Here is an 18,397-nt window from a genome sequence, read left to right as displayed (position 1 = left end):
CGTCCTGGAGCCGGATGATTTCAGGCGGACAGACCTTTGCCGGGATCGATAGCGGTCGGGTCTGGCCGCTTTTCGTCCGGCGATGAGTCATCCAGAAGACCATCGAGAGCGGTGTTTCAGACCAGGTGGTGGCAAAGACGAACAAGACCATGGAGGACTTTTCGAAATTCGTCGGCCTGTCTCGTCCCACCGTCTCCAAATATTTCAATGATCCGACCCCCGGTGCGCCAAAAGACGCACAGGCGATTGAGCAGGCGCTGAAGAAATCGGGGCTCCAGCCGAACATGGCGGGGGCGCGTTACCTTTTCTGCAAAACTTGCATGACGCCGGCGAAGGGGTAAACGTGTTCTGCATCGGGGTTGTCCGTCAAGATGAGTCATTCAGGAAAATGCGATGAGCGGATGCTGTTCAGCGGTCGGTCGTGACAAGGGAAATGATATACCAGTCGAAACCATGGACGTGACGTCGCGTGGCCGGCCGGGCGAAGCCATCTTCGTCAAGGGCGGAGATACATTCGTCGGCACCAACAATCCGGTGCTGACGGTGGACGGCGAGGGGCCCGAACGCAAGACAACGATTAACGACTTTCTTCTCGAGGCTGAGACGGTAACGACAAAGCGCTTTGCCGAGTTCGTGGCAGCGACGGGCTACGTCACGGAAGCTGAGAAATACGGTTGCTCGGCTGTGTTTATCGGATTGCTGGCAGACAAGAGGCTCGCGGCAGAGCATGTCGGCGGAACCCCCTGGTGGGCAAGGGTCGACGGTGCGACCTGGAAGACGCCCGAAGGACCAGAAAGTACGGTCGATCAGCGGATGGATCATCCGGTCACGCAGGTTTCGTGGAATGATGCCATGGCGTTCGCGCACTGGGTGGGCGGCCGCCTTCCGACGGAAGCGGAATGGGAACATGCCGCGCGCGGTGGCAATCGCCGTCGCCGCTATCCGTGGGGCGATGAGGAACCCACGGACGAAGAGATCTTCTGCAATATCTGGCAGGGCCGGTTTCCCCATCACAATACGGAAAAGGACGGCCACTACGGCACGGCACCGGCGCGCAGTTTCGCGCCGACCGAAGACGGTTTTTACAATCTCGCGGGCAACGTCTGGGAATGGTCCGGTGACCCGTTTCGCGTGCGATCACTTTCGCGTCCGGCGAAGAACCGCAACGAACAGGCCAAGCGCCATGCCGACAAGGTGCTCAAGGGCGGTTCGTTCCTATGCCACAAGAGCTATTGCTATCGATACAGGGTCGCCGCCAGAATGGGCCTGTCGCCGGACAGCGCATCCAGCAATACCGGATTTCGGGTTGCTTATGATGTGGGGCGAATTGACTACTGCTTAGTTCCCTAGGTCGGGACCGATTTAAGGATAAAACCATGCAGCAATTCAAAGGGAGAGTGGTGGAAGTGCGTGACCACGCTGCCCAGGAAGTCGCGAAAGCAATCGCACTCGGTTTCATCCATTTGAAGGCCGCTGTATTGATCGCCATCGCACTGGCTGGGCTTTCTGATGCGTTGCCTCAGTACGAGCCAATTTTATAGCCGATCTAAGCAGAAGTTGGAGACGCTCACCAATTCAACTGATCCGGCCGGACCTGCCGCTCATTTCGCTCTCATCGGAATGAGTAATCAGCAGGCACCATCTGCGTCTCTATAGCGAAGGTGACGACGTCACCGAGTTCGGGGATTGCGAAATCCAGTCCCCAATCGCTGCGACGGATGCTGCCGGTCGCCGAGAAGCCGATCTTCGGGACGCCCATCATCGGGTGCTCGGCCATTGAGCCGTTGAAGGTGACGTCGAGCTTTGCCGGGTGTGTCTCGCCGCGGAAGGTAAGGAGGCCTTCGACGGTGCCGGTCTTCTCGCCGGTTACGTGGATCGTCCTGGAAACGAAGGTGATCGGCTTGGCTGCAAGGAAGGTCTGCTCTCCGCCGATCTCCGCATCGAAATTGACCTTTTCCGGCCAGGGATAGTCGGTGCGGACCGAAAACGGATCGATCGTGACCGAGAGCGTGGAGGTTTCTGGCTTTTCCGGCTTCCAGTTGAGCCGCGCATCGACTCTGGTGAAGCGCGCCGTGTAGTGCGACAAGCCGGAATGGTTAAACGACCAGTTGAAACTCGAATGTGAGGGATCGGTCTTATAGGCCCCACCCGGCGCAGGATCGGTGGCGGCGGCAAGGGCGAAGGTCGTGCTCAAGGCAAGAGCAAGGGCGAATGCAGTTATGCGAAGCATTGATAGTTCCTCAGATGTGAAATGATGTGGGAAGCGGCTCAGGCCGCCTTGTCGCGGCGGATCGCCTGGAGGCGCTCCCAGACACGGCCGGGCAGGGGAATGTCGAGGTCGAATACGGTTTCGAACGTGTTGCCGAGGTGGTCGGCGCTCGCAATGCGCTCTTCGCTGAAGCTGTTCGCCGTTACGCGGCGCAGGCGGTCGTTCTGGAGGGCGACATAACCGTCTGCCGTGTGCCGCAGGACCACGAGCGCATTGGTGAACGGGGAGCCGGGATCTTGCATCAGCCAGCCATGCGTTGCGACCATCGCGGTTTCGTCGCTGTGGTCGGCCCGGAAATCGAAGCTTTTCGCGATGCCGCGCACATGATTATTGAAGCGCAGCCAGTTCCCGTCCGCCGGCATAATGGAGAAATCGAAGCCGCGTTGGCTGATCGGCCCGGCGATAAGCGGCACCGGCTCGACGATGGCGTCCGCTACACCGACTTCGGCGAGGTAGGCACGATCGAGGTCGACACGCAGCGTCAGATGATTGCCGATGGCGATGTCTCCAAGCTTTTCCCGGTCGACGGCGCCGCAAAGACGGGTCACACGGAAGCCCATTGCTAAAAGCGCAGCGCCGAAGAGACCATTCATCTCATAGCACCAGCCGCCGCGCCGTCTCTCGACCATCTTGGCGAATGCTGCAGCCGGGGTGATCGCGGAGCGCCATCCCATGAAGGCGTCCAGTGCCTCCCACGTAAAACTCATGAGATGGGCGCGATGCAGCTGCGACAGGCTGCCGATGTCGAGGCGCGACGGCCGCTCGACCCCGATCCGGGCCAGATAGGCATCGAGCTGAGTGGCTGTCAGAGTCATTGCGTTTTCGTTCGAAGGTACATGTGTCATCGTTCGGTCTCCTTTCGATGGACCGTTGTCAGGTTCCGTGGGTGTGTTCGGGTGGGTCAAGCGACCTTGCGGTCGTCCTCGGCTGGGAAGGTCAGCCCGAAGCTCCTGGCGACCGAGGCGATCTGCTCGGGCGTTTCGGGTTTGCAGAGTTCTACGATCGGAAAGAAGCTTTCGAGCCCGCCCGGTGTGACGACAACCATGAGGCGGCCCTCCGTCTTCCCCACATTGCGGAAGCGGTGCGGCACGCCGCGCGGCAAAGCGATGCAGCCGCCTTCCGTGAGTTCGACATAATCGCCGGCGCACCAGAAGCCGAAGCGACCGGAAAGGACGCGGAAGAACTCGTCCTCGCGCTCGTGCACGTGCAGTGGCGGACCTTCGCCGGGCAGCACGCAGGCCTCGAACATGCCGAGCGAACCGGCAGTGTTGTCCGCCATCACGCGGATGACATGCTTACCGAACGCCATTGCCGGCGTCCCATGCCCCGGCGGCGAAACCGCCGCATGGGTAAACTTCTCCATTTCTCTTTCTCCAGGTTCGAGCTGCATCGACCGTCGAGGTTCTGCTCTTGCGGCAGGACGCAGAAATCCGTGCCGCGCTCCGGGATGCGGGGCGGGGCCATGTTCTTTCGCCTAGTGGCACGAGGCCGCCGAAGACGGCCGGATGATGATTGTCGCAGGCCGTCCAGCCGGTACGTCACTTCTATAGCGCAGCATGAAAACCGGCGTTCCTAAATGAATGTGCAAGCCATACCGGATATCCTAAAAGTTTGCTAAAGAAGGCTTGGGGCAAGCAAAGGGGGACGGCAGTGAGGCTTGACGACAGGCTTCTCGATTTTCTCAATCGGCCGCTGATGTGCATCATCGCTGTGGCTGACGAGACCGGCCGCCCTTCGGCGGGACGCGGCGTCGGCTTCCATCTCCTGGAAGACCGCGAGACAATCGACGTCATCTTTTCAGCCTGGCAGTGGCCACGGCTCGAAATCGGCATCCGGCAGAACGGGCGGATCGCCGCCACCTTCGTCAGCCCGTCGGACTATGTGAGCTTCCAGCTGAAAGGCACCGCCACGATGCGGGACACGGAAACGCCCGACCTCGATCGCGCCGACCGCTTCATGACAGCGGCGACGGACGAGCTCGAATCCCTCGGTGTGCCCCGGCGCCTCATCGCGCCATGGCTGACGGCGCGCGAGGCGCGGGTCGCCCGGCTGGTCATCAGCGAAATATATGTCCAGACGCCCGGCCCGCTCGCCGGCATGCTGGCGGGCACCCATGTCGGCGCGCGGTCCCAATGAAGCTGCGGCTTTCCGATCTTTCCGCCTGCTTCGAAGGTGTCATCCCCTCCATCATCGCCACGGCATCGGCCGACGGCATGCCGAACATATCCTATCTCTCCCATGTGGTACGGGTCGATGAGGAACATGTCGCGCTTTCCAACCAGTTCTTCGCCAAGACGGCCGCGAATGTGCGCGCTAATCCGAAGGTCACGCTGATCCTGGTCGACGGGTTCACCGGCGATCAGTTCCTGCTCGACATCGGTTTCGTTCGTTCAGTCGATGCTGGCGCGCTCTTCGACAAGATCGCCCGCCAGCTCAAGGCGAGCAGTGCGCAGGTCGGCATGTCGGATATCATGCGGCTCAGGAGCGCCGATATTTTCCGGGTGCACGGAATTGAAAAGGTTCCCTCGCCGGTGGAAATGGCGCCGCCCATGAGCAGCCGTGCGCCTGTCAGCCTTCCCGACCTTTCTAAGGCGATCAAGGCTATCGAGCGACAGGCGGAGGCCGATGAGATCATCGACAGCCTGCTCGACGGCATCCAGCACGTTCTCGGATACGGCAATGCGCTCGTGCTCATCCACGACAGCCATTGCGGCTGTCTGATCACCACCGGCAGCATCGGCTACGAGCGCTCGGGCCTCGGATCTGAAATCGCAGGCAGCGAAGGAATGATCGGCGCCGCGGCAACGAGTGGCCAGACGATCAAGGTCAGTGACATGAGTCGCGTGCGCCGGTTTGGCGAAGCGATCGGCCTGGAGGCGGGAGGGGCTGAAAATGCTACGCGCACCGTCGCTTTCCCGCATTTGCCGACGGCTATGAGCCAGATTGCCGTTCCCATGACCGCCGGCGGCATGGTGACGGGCGTGCTCTTCATCGAGAGCACGGAGCGGCTCGCCTTCCGTGAAGAGGACGAGGCTGCTCTCGAAATATTGGCGGGACAGGCTGCCAGCGCTCTCCGGGCCAGCGAACGGGCAGCGGCAGCCGCCGGACAGAGAGCTTCGATCCGCACGCCCGAGCCTGCTGCCGACGGCCGGGAAGTCCGCGTCGTCCATCACCGCTTCGATGACAGTGTGTTCATCGATGGCACCTATATAGTGAAGGGTGTTGCTGGCACCCTGCTGCGCCTGATGGTCGATTGGCATCTGAGCGACGGCAGGAGCGAGTTCACGAACCGGGAAATGCGGCTGACGGCTGGCGCACGCATGCCAGAGATCAAGGACAACCTTGAAACCCGGTTGCTACTGTTGCGTCGCCGGCTCGAAGAAAAGCAGGCGCCCATACGCCTCGTCCGCGTCGGCAGAGGCCGCGTCCGGCTGGAGGCGGAAGGACCTCTCATCCTCGACGCGATCGCAAGCGATTACCCGTGAGCTGAGAAATTTCGGCAGGCAACACGCCATCACGCTCTGGAACTGTTCCCAGAGAAGCGTGAAATCCCGGGTTACAATTCGCATCCCCTAGAAAATTGGTTTTCGCCGCTGTCAATCAGGACGGGTTCGTGCCGAAATCAGAGTCGACTGGTCTCCGGTTCGATTCCTTTCAACTGCACCGCGACAGCGCTGGCTTGTGCAGAGACGAAGTCGTGAAGACCACGCGGCCGGATCGCCGATTTCATGACCCTCCCGCGCTGGCGCCCAGGGTGACGAGAAGCTCGTCCAACTGCTCGAACTGCTCCGACATCACACCCTCCATCCCGGGCGATCGCTTCGTCGAGAGCTTCCTTGGAAGGATAGAGTTCGTGCAGGACGTCAGACGCTTCTGATCGGGCGTTTCCGGCTCGCGAAGACTAGCGGGAAAAAGACGCTGCGTCGCTGAAAAATTGGGCCAACGCCTCGGCCGTTTCCGTGGGATACTCTTCAGGAAAGAAGTGGCCGCCCGGCATCGGATGACCGACGACAATGTCAGCCAGTTCTCGCCATAACGCCAACGGTCCTCCTTCGTCGGCATACCATGTAGCCAGTGCGCCGGTTCCGCTCCAGAGAGCCATCAGGGGACAACCAATCCGGCGCCCCGAGACTTGGTCGTGCATGTCATGCTGGCGATCGACGCCTGCTGCAGCACGATACTCCTCGCAGATCGCGTGAACATGGTCTGCATTTCCGAGCGCCTCAACATAGGCCTCTCTGATTGCTGCCGGGAATGCCGCGGCGGAAGATCCCCAGCCGGCGAGCGCGTCGTCGACGACAGCCTCCGGTTCGCCAGCAATAAGTCTTTCCGGCAAAGGCTCGGCTTGCGCCAGCAAGACCCAGGGCCAGAAGCCTAACGCAAATCGGTCATCCGCTCGATCCCAGACGGTCGCGGTAGGGACGATATCGAGAACGGCAAGCTTTGTAATCATAGCAGGATGATCGAGCGCCATGCGGTAAGCGACACGGCCGCCGCGGTCATGGCCGGCGACCATGAACTCGCCAAAGCCGAGCTTTGCCATAACCTCGACCATCTCGGCGGCCATCGCTCGTTTTGAATAGGGCAGGTGATCCGGGGTGGACGGGGGACAAGCGCTGGCGCCGTATCCGCGCAGGTCGGAACAGATGACAGTGAACTCGGAGGCAAGCAGAGCAGCGACGTCGCGCCACATGAGATGGGTCTCCGGGAAGCCATGCAGCAATAGAACCGGCGGGCCGCTTCCAGTAATGGTGGTGAATATCGAACCACCCGATACGGAAATTGTTTGTGCGTGGCTGTGGTTCGGCACGTTGCTTCTCCCTACAAGGCGATCGTCACTCGTGCGCTCAACAAGGCGGAGGCATTGTACCGTGGTGCTTCGAGGGCGATCCAGTGAGCTGGCGGACTTTTTTGTGCCGGTATCGTCACCAAGGTGGACCTCCGCGATGCGAGCGCTCAATTGAACGGCCAGCCGGCTCCGGCAGCCGATGATGCGCGAGCCTTCTATGAGGCGGTCGGATTCCTGCCTTCGCCGTCCGACCCAATGATGCTGATGGTCGCGCTGCATGATCTCAACTGCGCGCTGCATCCTGAACAGGGGGCAGATGCCCTCAAGGTCACCGATTGATTGAGCTGCTCCCGAGGCCTTCGGACTCAAACGAACTGGAGGTATCCACTTTCCAACGTCCGGACACGCGGTCTTGGGGTGCCGCATTTCGGCAAGATCGGTCAGACCCGGTGTCACGGGCCAGCCGCCCTTCTGTCCGTAGGCTTGAGCCCTGCGATGAAGAAGCCGATGGCCTTCTCGAAGGCGCCGTCCATCGTCTCGTCGCGTCTTGCCTCGAGCGCTGCCGCGAAGAGGGGGTGTTTCATCGGCGAAGGGGAGGGGACGGTTGCGTCACGCTCGGCAGCATCCTGAGCTTCCGCCTGCTCCTCCAGCACCCAGCCGACGATGAAGCGGCTGAGAGCGATCATGATGGTCAGCGCCTCACCCGGGGCAAAGCCCCCCTCGCATAGATGACGGATCTGCACCTCGGCGCAGTCGTACTCGCCGGGTTCCGGCCCCGTGCCGGCATGGACACGCGCGCCGTCGCGATGGGAGAGCAATGCCCGGCGAAAGCTCAGCGCATTGTCGCGCAGCCACACCTGCTTGTGTCCCTCTTTGGCAGCGCGCTCGACTATCTGCTCATGGCCACTGCCCCAGCCCTGTGGATGCTCGCCATAGGCCGCATCATTGCGGGCGTCACCGCAGCCAATATGGCGGTGGCCACTGCCTATATCGCTGACACGACGAGCGAGAAGCAGCGGGCGACGGCCTATGGCTATATGAGCGCCTGCTTCGGCTTGGGTCTGATCGTCGGTCCAGCACTCGGCGGCCTTCTTGGCGGGCTGTCGCTGCGCGCGCCATTCCTTGCCGCGGCGGCGCTTACCGGCCTCAATTTGGCTCTGGCGTTCTTTATCCTGCCGGAATCGCATCGCGGCGTGCGCAAGTCGATCCGCCTCAGCGACCTCAACGCCTTTGCCTCGCTTACTGCGCTCGCCCGCCGGAAGACCCTGCGACGGCTTCTATGCCTGTACGTGATCCTGCAAATTGCCGGGCAGATTCCAGCCACGCTCTGGGTGCTTTTGGGGGGAGGGGCGGTTCGGCTGGAACACGAGAACCGTCGGTCTGTCGCTCGCCGCCTTCGGCGCCCTGTCCGCTCTGATGCAGGCCTTCGCCACCGGCCCGGCGACGAAGCGTTTTGGCGAAAGGCGTGGCCTTGTCTTCGGGCTTATCACCGATTGCGGCGGTTATCTTCTGGTGTCGCTCGCGACGCGAGCCCTGCCTTTGCTCGCTCTTGGCGGCGTCACACAGCCCGCGCTGCAGGCGCTGATGTCATTTACGGTCGCGGAGAGCGAGCAGGGGGAGCTGCAGGGCTCGCTGGCGGGGTTGGCGAGCCTTGTCAGCATCATCGCGCCGCTTGCCGCTACCTCGCTCTATGCCGTTACTGCCGCAACCTTCTCCGGCGCCGTCTGGCTCGCCGGCGGGGCGCTCCAGGGGGTCGGCCTCATGCTCCTCACCAAGACTTCGCAGCCTGCACGAGAGGCTGCGCGCTGAGCATTCGATATGGTATTCAGGATCCGGAACGCATGTCGCGCAGATTTGCTGATTCCTGCTGACCGAGGCCCGGATCATTCCCGGTCGCCTGCTTCAGCTTTCTCCGCGCGCGACCGCGAGCCTGGCCAGGATTATGCGTGCCGGTGGCGAGCCCGGCCCTCAGCTTCGCGCCAAACGCCCGCGACATGCCGTCCTTCACCTGCGCGAGACCAAACAGCAGCAAGGCCACCGCTCCGAAGAGGTTGATCATCACGATCGTCGATTCCAACATCTGCTCCAGATCTGCAGAACGGTCGCACCCGCCTGGCGGCCACGGGCGATAAACAACTGTCGTCGGGAATAGTTGCTCCCAGGAGAGCCGTTGAACATGGGCCTTGAGTGTCAAGGCGGCACCTTGCTCGTCGACCACGATATCTTCGGGGCGAATGCCCAGCTGAAAGCTACCTTCTCGCCGACGCGATTTCCCACGGTTATCATCGGCTAGACAGCCCGGTTGTCTTTGCCAGGCGGCATCGCCTTAATGGTTCGTGCTGATCGGCTCCTTACTCCGAAGCGTTCACTGCGCCAGGATCGACATTCGTCGATCCCGCCTTGTTGCGACCGGCGAATAGGGATGTCAGCCGCATGACCAGTATATAGAAGAGAGGCACGAAGAAGATACCGAGGGCGGTGGCCGAGAGCATGCCGCCCATGACGCCGATGCCGATAGCACGCTGCGCGCCGGAGCCTGCCCCCGAGGCGACCGCCAACGGAAGAACTCCAAAGATGAAGGCGAACGACGTCATGAGGATCGGACGCAGGCGCATTCGCGCGGCACGCAGCGTGGCGTCTAGCAGAGGCTGGCCTTGAGCTTGAAGGTCCTTGGCGAACTCCACGATCAGGATGGCGTTCTTCGCCGCGAGCCCGATCGTGGCGATCAAGCCCACCTTGAAGTAAATATCGTTTTCCTGACCTGTGAGTTTGGCCGCTGCCAATGCACCAAAGACGCCGATCGGAACCGCGAGGATCACCGCAAAGGGGATTGACCAGCTTTCGTAGAGCGCCGCGAGGCAAAGAAAGACGATAAGCAGGGAGAAGGCATAGAGCGATGCCGCCTGCGCGCCTGAAAGCCGTTCCTGGTAAGAAAGGCCGGTCCATTCGACACTGAATCCGCCGCCGATCTCCGATACCAATTGCTCCATCCTGTCCATCGCCGTCCCAGAGCTGATACCGTTTGCCGCAGAACCCTGGATGTTGACGGCCGACGATCCGTTATAGCGCTCCAGCCGCGGAGAGCCCTGGTTCCAACTCGTCTTTGCGAAGGCCGAGAAAGGGACCATCTCGCCGGAAGAATTGCGAACGTACCATCTGTCGATGTCGCTCGGATACATACGGAAGGGTGCGTCGGCCTGCACGTAGACGCGCTTGATGCGCCCGTTGTGATCAAAGTCATTCACGTAGTCGCCTGCCCAGGCAACCGAGAGTGCGTTGTTCAGATCCGAGACTGTAACCCCCAGGGCGCCCGCCAGACGATGGTCGACGTTGACGCTGAACTGCGGCTGTTCGGCGGCGCCGTTTCGCCTTACGCCCAGAAGCTCCGGATCGCTGTTGGCTTTGGCGAGCAGCTGGCTCTGCGCAGCGATCAGGGCATCACGACCCTTTCCGGACACATCCTTCAGATACATGTCGAACCCGCTGGATTGGCCGAGGCCCTGGATCGCCGGGGGTTGCAGAGCGAGAACCCGGGCGTCGCGAATCCCGCTGAATGCGCCCATCGCGCGCCCCGCAACCGCGTCCGCCGATTGACTGGCCTTCGTGCGATCGGCGAAGGGCTTCAGCTTCACGAAAACCATCGCATTGTTCTGGCCGGTACCCGAAAAACTGAAGCCCAGTGCTGCAAACACGCTGTCGACGCTGTCTGCCTCGTTTTCCAGATAAAACGTCTCGACCTGCTTCACGACTGCGAGCGTGCGAGCGCGCGTCGCGCCTGTTGGCAGTTCGACCATCGTCATGAGAGCGCCCTGGTCTTCCTGGGGGAAGAAGGACGATGGCAGGTGGGCGAACATCCAGTAGCTGCCGCCGCCAAGGATCAGGTAGAGGGCGACCACGCGGACGGACCGCTTGATGATCCCGCCGACCCCGTTGACATAGCCGTCTGTGACCGTCGCAAAACCGTCGTTGAACTTGCGGAAGAACCAGTTCTTCGGCTCTGTATGGGACGGCCTGAGAAGCGATGCGCAAAGGGCAGGCGTCAGAATCAGAGCGACAAGGACCGACAACGCCATCGCCGTGACGATGGTGATCGAGAACTGCCGGTAGATGATGCCCACCGAGCCGCCGAAGAAGGCCATCGGCAAGAACACCGCGGACAGCACGAGGCCGATCCCGACAAGCGCGCCGGTAATCTCGTTCATCGACTTTACGGTCGCTTCCTTCGGTCCGAGTTTCTCCTCCTCCATCACGCGCTCGACATTCTCGACGACGACGATCGCATCGTCGACAAGCAGACCGATCGCAAGCACCATGGCGAACATCGTCAGGGTGTTGATGGAATAGCCCGCCACCGACAGAACTCCGAAGGTCCCGAGCAACACGATTGGGACGGCGATGGTCGGGATGATCGTGGCGCGCCAGTTCTGCAAGAAAACGAACATCACAACAAAGACGAGGATGACTGCTTCGAACAGGGTGTGCTCGACCTTCTCGATCGATGCCCGCACGAACGGGGTCGTGTCGTAGGGATAGACGATGTCCACATCGGCAGGCAGCGATGGCTTCAAGGCGGTGAGCGCGTTTTTCACGCTCTCGGCGGTATCGATGGCGTTGGCCCCGGCCGCCAGGTTGACACCGAAACCGGCGGCTGCCCGGCCATTGTAACGGCCTGCGGAGGAATAGTCTGCCGAACCGATTTCGACCCTTGCGACGTCTCCGATCGTCACCATCGATCCATCCGTTTCGGTCTTGAGGATGATCGAGTTGAACTGCTCTGCGGTCTGGAGCTGAGATTGCGACGTGACGGTGAAGTTCATTTGGGCATCGGCCGTTGCGGGAAGGTCCCCCAGTTGGCCCGCCGAAACCTGTCTGTTCTGCGCCGAGATCGCCGATGTAACGTCGGAGGGCGTGAGCTGGAACTGCTCGAGCTTGTTTGGGTCAAGCCACACGCGCATGGCGTAGCCGGCGCCGAAAATGTTCAGGTCGCCGACGCCTTCGACGCGCCGGATCGTGTCCTCAATGTTGCTCGACACGAGGTCGGCAAGATCCGTTGACGTGTATTTGGGGTTCTCGGAGGTAAGGGCAGCAATCAGCAGGATTCCCGAGGTCGACTTGCTGACTGTCACACCCTGCTGCGTCACTGAGTCCGGGAGCCTGGATTCGACCTGAGACAGCTTGTTTTGCACCTGGACTTGAGCCGTGTCGGCATTGGTGCCGTTCTGGAAGGTCAGCGAGATCGACGCAGATCCCTGCGAGCTGCTGGTCGATGAGATATAGAGCAGGCCGTCGAGGCCTGTCATGTTCTCTTCGATAATCTTCGTCACCGAGTTTTCGACGGTCTGGGCGCTGGCGCCAGGATAGGTCGCACTGATACGGATCGTCGGCGGCGCGATCTCCGGATATTGCGAGATGGGTAGCTGGTTGAGCCCGAGAAGGCCGCCCAGCATGATGACGATGGCGATGACCCAGGCAAAAATCGGCCTTTGGATGAAGAACTGAGACATTGGCCGCTCCGCTCACTTGCCAATCGATGCTGCTTGCTTGCCGTTGTCACTTGAAACACGCGCCACCGTCACTTCGACGCCGTTGGCGTCAAGCTTGACCTCAACCGGCTTGACTGGCTTGCCGTCCTGGGCGTTTTGAAGCCCGTCGACGATCAGCCTGTCCCCGTCCGATACCCCCTTCGTCACGAGCCAGTTCGGTCCGATATCTATGGCAACTTCGAGCACCCGCGTTTCGACCGTGTCGTCGGTCTTGATGAAGCGCGCCGTCGCCTCGCCGTTTGCATTCCGGGAAACGCTACGCTGCGGCAGCAGAATACCGTTGTTGTCACGCGCCAGACTGATCGTCCCCAACACATACATGCCGGGCAGAAGGCGCCGCTCCGGATTGTCGAAACGGCTGCGGATGGTGAACGTGCTTGTCGTTTGCGCAACGAACTGATCGGCCGATTTGATCTCACCGACAAGGTCATAAGGTGTACCGTCAGCGAATGAGAGATGTACCTCTGCCTTGGTTTCAGGCCCGCCGACAATGGGCCTGAAACCGCCCATCCGAAGCTGATTTCGGAACTTGATCAGATTGGCGGAGGACTCCGTCAGGTCCACATAAACGGGATCGAGCTGGCGGATAGTAGCAAGTGGGTCGGATTGTGACGCCGTCACCAGCGATCCTGTACTGACTGAAGATGTGCCAATCCGGCCATCGATCGGGGCTGTGATCGTCGCATAGCCAAGATTGATTTTAGCGGTTTGGAGATCGGCCTGTGCGACAGCGATAGCCGCCTGTGCCTGAAGATAGCTCGACTCCGCGTCATCGCGGTCCTGCTGGCTGACGGCGCTTGTGGTGGAGAGCGTCCTGTAGCGGTCGAGCTTCGATTTTGCGCTGGGAAGTGCGGCCTCGTTTTTTTTCAGAGTGGCTTCCGCCGACGCAACCGCGGCTTCGTAGCTCTCGGAATCCAGGCGATAGAGGACGTCTCCCCGCTTCACCTCTGTGCCTTCCGTGAAAACGCGCTCTTGAATGATACCACCAACCTGGGGGCGAATTTCCGCCAGCTTAAAGGCGACAACGCGGCCTGCAACATTGGTTGACAGCACGACAGGTTGCGGATGGACAACCAGGTACCCGGCTTCGGGAGGCTGTGGTGCTCCCGTAGCTGCGGACCCTTGTTCCGAGCTTCCGTTGCAGGCGGTAAGAGCGGTGGCAGCAATCAATACCGCACCCAGCAGGGAAGATCGTCTATCGTGCCGGTGGCGGCAGGTTGGGCCAACCGATCTACCGTTCATACCGTGTCTTCCTGATGCTTCTCAAATGGCGGGCGGCGTTGACCACCCTCCTTTCATTTTACATGCACGTGCTCATACAATTCAACAGGCACGAGGTAGGCCCGGCAGGCTGCAACCTGATTTCTTCAACTGAAGCGGAGGTTCTGGCGCCCGAGTTTGTCGACCGAGGAGCAGCCCATCAGCTTCATGCCGCGCTCGATCTCGACACGCATCAACTCCAGGGCGCGTTCGACGCCGGCTTGTCCGGCGGCAGCAAGCGGAAACAGATAGTAGCGGCCAAGTCCGACCGCCTTGGCTCCGAGGGAGAGCGCCTTGAGCACGTGGGTGCCGCGCTGCACTCCGCCGTCCATCATGACATCGATCCGATCTCCCACGGCATCGACAACATCCGCAAGCTGGTCGAATCCCGTGCATGAGCCGTCGAGCTGCCGGCCGCCGTGGTTGGAGAGCACAATTCCGGTGCAGCCAATCTCTGCTGCATGCTTGGCGTCCTCCACGGACATGACGCCCTTCAGGCAGAATTGCCCGCCCCACTGCTGCACCATTTCGGCGACGTCATCCCACGACATCGAGGGTTCCAGCATCTCGGTGAAGTAGCGACTGATGGACATCACGCCGCTCCCCATATCAACATGGCTCTCCAGCTGCGGCAGCCGGAAAGATTCATGCATAAAATAGTTGATCGCCCATGACGGCTTGACCGCGAACTGGGTCATGCCGGCGAGATTAAGCCGAAAGGGGATGGCGAAGCCTGTCCGCTTGTCGCGTTCACGGTTGCCGCCGGTGATGCTATCCACCGTCAGCATCATCACCTCTATCCCCGCTTGCTTGGCGCGCGCCATCATTTCGCGGTTCAGTCCACGATCCTTGTGAAAGTAAAACTGGTAGACCTGTGGTCCGCTGCTGATCTGACGTGCCTCTTCCAGGCTGACGGTACCGAGCGAGGAAACACCGAACATGGTTCCGAACTTCGCCGCCGCCGCTGCTACCGCGCGTTCGCCCTGATGGTGAAAGAGGCGTTGAAGTGCCGTTGGCGAACAGTAGACGGGCATCGCCAGTTTCTGGCCCATCACCGTAACCGACATGTCGACGCTTCCTACACCGCGCAGGACGTTAGGGATCAGGTCACAGCGGTCGAAGGCGGCTGTGTTGTGTCGATAGGTGATTTCATCATCGGCTGCGCCATCGATGTAGTTGAAGATCGGCCCCGGCAGGCGCTGCTTTGCCATCCGCCGGAAATCATGAAAGTTGTGGCAGTTCCCTAAACGCATTCGTGCCTCTATCGCTTGAGCAGCTCCCTCAATAGCATCGATGGTTCATATTCATCGCAGGCTCGCCGCGTGCATCCACAAGAGATGCAGCGACCGACCGACGCGCTGTCATGAACCGAACAAGGAAGCTGCCACCCGCCCTTACCTGACTGCAGTATTGCCGTAGATGACATCCGGGAGCCAGAGTGAAAGCTGTGGAAACGCGCTGAGCAGAACGAGCAGGAGCATCATCGTCAGCAGGTAGGGCAGCACCTCACGGGCATAAGCCATCATCGGCACCTTCAATACCATCGATGAGATGTACATCAACCCGCCGACGGGCGGCGTGATGCCGGCGATCGTCAGATTGGTGATGAAGACCACGCCGAAATGCACCCGGTCGATATGCACGCCGTCGATAATCGGCAGCAGCATCGGCGTCAGGATGATGAGTGCGGCCGAACCCTCGATCGCCGTGCCGATGATGATCAGAACCACGTTGATGAGCAGCAGCATCATGAGCGGGCTATCGGTTACGCCGTTCAGCCAGCCGGACATCGCCTGCGGCACCTGTTGCCAGGCGAGATAGAAGCCGAAGGCGGCTGCAGCGCAGATCATGACCATCACGACGGCCGAATCCCTGACCGCCTCGGCGAGCACTTCGGGTATCTGCCGGATCGTGAATTCGCGATAACCGAAGACGGCGACGATCAGGACATAGACGACGACAACGGCGCCTGCCTCCGTCGTCGTGAACAGGCCGTAGCGCGTGCCCACGAAGATCACAACCGGAATGGAGAGCGCCCAGAGGCCGTCGACAAGCGCCTTCATGCCCTCCTCCCGCGATGCCCGCTGTTTGCGCAGCGGCTTGTAGCCGCGTTTCTTGGCAATGAAATAGGTGGTCAGCATCAGCCCGACCGCGAGCAGGAGGCCCGGAACGACGCCGGCCGCAAAGAGCCGTCCGATCGAGGTTTCCGCGAGGAAGCCGTAGACGATAAGGCCGATCGACGGCGGGATCAGTGCCGTGATGATCGCCGCCGACGAGGTGATGACCGCCGCGAAGGCGCGGCTGTAGCCTCGCTCGGCCATTTCGATCCCGAGCGTCTTGGCGAGCATCGCCGCGTCCGCATTGGCCGAGGCAGTCAGCCCGCCGAGCAGCGTGGCGAGCACCGTGCACATCTGCGCCAGCGCCCCTGTCAGATGGCCGACGAGGACGTCTGCCAGATTGAGCAGCCGCCGGGTGATGCCCGATGCATTCATGATGCAGCCCGCCAGCACGAAGAGCGGCAGGGCCAGGAGCGATACCGACTGGCTGCCCTCGGCGATCTCCTGCGCGAAATTGGACAGGGGAATCATGTCCATGTTGAGCAGGAAGAACGTCAGGGCTCCGATCGCCATCGCCCAGGTGATCGGCGTGGAGAGCAGGAACAGGACGACGACCACCAGCGAGGGGCCGGCGAGGTTGAGAAACGTCATATAATGGAATCCACGTTGCGATGAGTCCGCTCGATCCAGGGACGCTCGACGATCAGGTGCTGGACGAGCATCGCTGCCGACGCCACCGCAAGCGGCGCATAGGCAAAGCTGCGGGAGAGATCGAGCGCGACGCTATGGACGTTGCGTGACGTCCAGGTCTGCCAGATGAAGAGCACCGTCATGAGCGCAAAAAACGCTATGAGCAGGAGGTAGTTGAACCAGGCGACCCATTTTTGCAAGGTCTGTGGCAGAGCGGCGACCACGACGTCGATTGCCGCGTGGGAGCCGAGGCGGACACCGGCGACCGCCCCGAAGAACACCAGGTAGCTGAACGACAGCATCGCCAGCTCATACGTCCAGGCCGCCGGCTGCGGAAAGACGTAGCGGCTGATCACGCCCCACAGGATTGCGCCGAGGATGCCGAGGAGCGCGAGCACTCCGATCGCCTCGTCGATCCGTTTCAGGCTGAACAGCGGCCCGTCATCAGTTTGATGAGATTCCATGAGAAGGCTCCGCAAATACTGAAAGGCCGAGACTGTTAGCGCCTATTTCATTGCGTCCTGAACGCGCTCGAACATCCCGGGCGTCAGGTTCGGCACCTTCGCGTAGGCTGCCTTCGAGGCTTCCATGAAGGCCGGGATGTCGACGTCGGTCACGATCTGGACGCCGGAGTCGGAAAGCTGCTTGGCATAGGAGTCATCGGTGTCGAGGGTCATCTTGGTAAGGTCGGCAGCGATCTTCTGGCCTTCCTCCGTGACGATCTTCTGCAGATCCGCCGGCATGGCGTTATAGACAGAGGCCGGCAATACCCACGCCGTGAACATCACCTGATGGCCCGTTTTCGAGATCACCTTGCGGGTTTCGTTGAGCTTGGCACCGGCAATCGAGCCAAACGGGCCTTCGGCGGCATCGACAACGCCGGTCTGCAGCGCATTGTAGACATCGCCCCATGGCAGCTCCGTCGGACGGGCGCCGTAACCCGTGAAGGTCGCCATCATGATCGGCGAGGCCGGAACGCGGATCGTAACGCCGGAGAGGTCGGCAGGCGAACGGACCGGCTTGTCCGAAATGACGTGGCGATAGCCGAACAGCCCGTTCGGCATGAAGATCTTCAGCCCCCTCGCTTCCAGCTTGCCGGACAACTCCTTGAAAACGTCGGAGGCAAACAGCCGATCGCTCGCCTCCAGATTGGGATAGACATAGGGTCCGGCGAGGATGGAAAGATCAGGCTCGAACTGTCCGAGCTGGCCGTAATCGGTGGCGCTCATGAGGCTGGCGCCGCTCATGACCATTTCATTGACCTTCTTCTGCGCACCGAGCTGATCGCCGGTCATCACCGTGATGGCGATGCGCCCGCCGGAGCGTTCGCCCACTCGCTCCGCATAGAGCTTCATCGCTTTGACGATGGGTTCGTTGGGATTAACCTGCGAGGTCGAAAAGCGCAGATTGTAATCCTGCGCGGATGCGATGCCACAGAGCGAGAGGGCGGCGACAGCCGCGGCGGCGAAAAGCGTCTTCAATGGTTCCTCCTCAAGCACCCCAAGTTCCTCCGGGTGTGCATTCATATGCGAATGTTTCAATTATTAAAGAATAACACACATCGGTCAAGTCCATTGGGAAGCTGGCCTTTGGATTTTGTGGGATATACGGGAATCCGAGGGGAGAGAGGGGAAAGACATAGATCCGACCTCCTCCTGATCAACGCAGAAGGGCATTCTCATATGAATAATACGATTACTTGTGGGAAGCCATGAAGATTACATCTGCTTCCTCGCCTCGAAGAAGCGAGTCATTCGCGCCGTGGACACGGCGCGGCTGGATCCCTGTG

General features: G+C 60.9%; 18 protein-coding genes and 3 pseudogenes. 8 read left to right on the top strand and 13 right to left on the bottom strand.

The features are described from left to right. Nucleotides 1-149 precede the first annotated feature (149 nt). The 3 genes and pseudogenes from AAE029_RS35000 to AAE029_RS34990 all read left to right on the top strand — a co-directional run. Nucleotides 150-287 (top strand): annotated as a pseudogene (locus AAE029_RS35000) (helix-turn-helix domain-containing protein); the annotation flags it as partial. A gap of 106 nt (nt 288-393) precedes the next feature. After that, the gene (locus AAE029_RS34995) at nt 394-1,350 is read left to right on the top strand and encodes a formylglycine-generating enzyme family protein (RefSeq protein ID WP_371077538.1); all 957 of its coding nucleotides are present in this window, start codon (nt 394-396) and stop codon (nt 1,348-1,350) included. Between the two features lie 26 nt (nt 1,351-1,376). Further along, a complete protein-coding gene (locus tag AAE029_RS34990; RefSeq protein WP_371077537.1) occupies nt 1,377-1,541 on the top strand; it encodes a hypothetical protein in 165 nt (54 codons plus the stop codon). A gap of 71 nt (nt 1,542-1,612) precedes the next feature. Here AAE029_RS34990 and AAE029_RS34985 read toward each other — a convergent pair whose 3' ends face one another. Genes AAE029_RS34985 through AAE029_RS34975 form a run of 3 tightly spaced genes read right to left on the bottom strand, consistent with a single transcriptional unit; the run spans nt 1,613 to nt 3,632 of the window. Next, entirely contained in the window at nt 1,613-2,230 is a 618-nt protein-coding gene (locus AAE029_RS34985; protein WP_371077536.1) for a YceI family protein, read from the bottom strand. A gap of 38 nt (nt 2,231-2,268) precedes the next feature. Continuing rightward, on the bottom strand, nt 2,269-3,114 hold the full coding sequence (locus AAE029_RS34980; RefSeq protein WP_371077535.1) for an arylamine N-acetyltransferase: 846 nt from the start codon (nt 3,112-3,114) through the stop codon (nt 2,269-2,271). 56 nt (nt 3,115-3,170) lie between these two features. Beyond that, nucleotides 3,171-3,632 (bottom strand): cupin domain-containing protein, encoded by a 462-nt coding sequence (locus AAE029_RS34975; protein ID WP_371077534.1) that lies wholly within the window; start codon nt 3,630-3,632, stop codon nt 3,171-3,173. Between the two features lie 287 nt (nt 3,633-3,919). Between AAE029_RS34975 and AAE029_RS34970 the strand changes: the two genes are divergently transcribed. Beyond that, nucleotides 3,920-4,405, top strand: a complete 486-nt coding sequence (locus AAE029_RS34970; RefSeq protein WP_371077533.1) for a pyridoxamine 5'-phosphate oxidase family protein — start codon at nt 3,920-3,922, stop codon at nt 4,403-4,405. Beyond that, nucleotides 4,402-5,754 (top strand): GAF domain-containing protein, encoded by a 1,353-nt coding sequence (locus tag AAE029_RS34965; protein WP_371077532.1) that lies wholly within the window; start codon nt 4,402-4,404, stop codon nt 5,752-5,754. Before AAE029_RS34970 ends, AAE029_RS34965 begins: the two co-directional genes overlap by 4 nt. Before the next feature lie 241 nt (nt 5,755-5,995). On the opposite strand, the pseudogene AAE029_RS34960 reads toward AAE029_RS34965, so the two are convergent. Beyond that, nucleotides 5,996-6,131 (bottom strand): annotated as a pseudogene (locus AAE029_RS34960) (ATPase); the annotation flags it as partial. A 39-nt stretch (nt 6,132-6,170) separates the two neighbouring features. Next, a complete protein-coding gene (locus AAE029_RS34955; protein WP_371077531.1) occupies nt 6,171-7,079 on the bottom strand; it encodes an alpha/beta fold hydrolase in 909 nt (302 codons plus the stop codon). A 150-nt stretch (nt 7,080-7,229) separates the two neighbouring features. On the opposite strand from AAE029_RS34955, the gene AAE029_RS34950 reads away from it, so the two are divergent. After that, nucleotides 7,230-7,397 (top strand): hypothetical protein, encoded by a 168-nt coding sequence (locus AAE029_RS34950; protein ID WP_371077530.1) that lies wholly within the window; start codon nt 7,230-7,232, stop codon nt 7,395-7,397. Nucleotides 7,398-7,510: 113 nt separating this feature from the next. On the opposite strand, the gene AAE029_RS34945 is transcribed toward AAE029_RS34950, so the two are convergent. After that, on the bottom strand, nt 7,511-7,915 hold the full coding sequence (locus AAE029_RS34945) for a TetR/AcrR family transcriptional regulator C-terminal domain-containing protein (protein WP_371077550.1): 405 nt from the start codon (nt 7,913-7,915) through the stop codon (nt 7,511-7,513). Here AAE029_RS34945 and AAE029_RS34940 point away from each other — a divergent pair. Both AAE029_RS34940 and AAE029_RS34935 read left to right on the top strand, forming a co-directional pair. Beyond that, nucleotides 7,844-8,302 (top strand): annotated as a pseudogene (locus AAE029_RS34940) (MFS transporter); the annotation flags it as partial. The gene AAE029_RS34945 and the pseudogene AAE029_RS34940 sit on opposite strands and share 72 nt — an antisense overlap. 58 nt (nt 8,303-8,360) lie before the next feature. Continuing rightward, nucleotides 8,361-8,867 (top strand): MFS transporter, encoded by a 507-nt coding sequence (locus AAE029_RS34935; RefSeq protein ID WP_371077529.1) that lies wholly within the window; start codon nt 8,361-8,363, stop codon nt 8,865-8,867. A gap of 16 nt (nt 8,868-8,883) precedes the next feature. On the opposite strand, the gene AAE029_RS34930 is transcribed toward AAE029_RS34935, so the two are convergent. The 7 genes from AAE029_RS34930 to AAE029_RS34900 all read right to left on the bottom strand — a co-directional run bounded on the left by AAE029_RS34930 (nt 8,884) and on the right by AAE029_RS34900 (nt 18,089). Then, a complete protein-coding gene (locus AAE029_RS34930; RefSeq protein ID WP_371077554.1) occupies nt 8,884-9,276 on the bottom strand; it encodes a hypothetical protein in 393 nt (130 codons plus the stop codon). Nucleotides 9,277-9,409: 133 nt separating this feature from the next. Further along, nucleotides 9,410-12,562 (bottom strand): efflux RND transporter permease subunit, encoded by a 3,153-nt coding sequence (locus AAE029_RS34925; protein WP_371077528.1) that lies wholly within the window; start codon nt 12,560-12,562, stop codon nt 9,410-9,412. Between the two features lie 12 nt (nt 12,563-12,574). Then, complete coding sequence (locus AAE029_RS34920; protein WP_371077527.1) at nt 12,575-13,843, bottom strand: efflux RND transporter periplasmic adaptor subunit; 1,269 nt, start codon at nt 13,841-13,843, stop codon at nt 12,575-12,577. Nucleotides 13,844-13,968: 125 nt separating this feature from the next. After that, nucleotides 13,969-15,114, bottom strand: a complete 1,146-nt coding sequence (locus AAE029_RS34915; protein ID WP_371077526.1) for an alpha-hydroxy acid oxidase — start codon at nt 15,112-15,114, stop codon at nt 13,969-13,971. 141 nt (nt 15,115-15,255) lie between these two features. Next, nucleotides 15,256-16,569, bottom strand: a complete 1,314-nt coding sequence (locus AAE029_RS34910; protein ID WP_371077525.1) for a TRAP transporter large permease — start codon at nt 16,567-16,569, stop codon at nt 15,256-15,258. Continuing rightward, nucleotides 16,566-17,072, bottom strand: a complete 507-nt coding sequence (locus AAE029_RS34905) for a TRAP transporter small permease (RefSeq protein WP_371077524.1) — start codon at nt 17,070-17,072, stop codon at nt 16,566-16,568. Before AAE029_RS34905 ends, AAE029_RS34910 begins: the two co-directional genes overlap by 4 nt. A gap of 42 nt (nt 17,073-17,114) precedes the next feature. Next, nucleotides 17,115-18,089: a C4-dicarboxylate TRAP transporter substrate-binding protein gene (locus AAE029_RS34900; protein ID WP_371077523.1), complete on the bottom strand. Its 975-nt coding sequence runs from the start codon at nt 18,087-18,089 to the stop codon at nt 17,115-17,117. Nucleotides 18,090-18,397: the final 308 nt, after the last annotated feature.

The organism is Sinorhizobium sp. CB7 (assembly GCF_041357635.1).
In the GTDB taxonomy this organism is placed as follows: Bacteria; Pseudomonadota; Alphaproteobacteria; order Rhizobiales; family Rhizobiaceae; genus Rhizobium.
The sequence above is the reverse complement of the archived record's forward strand: the minus strand, read 5'-3'. Positions and strand labels throughout refer to the sequence as shown.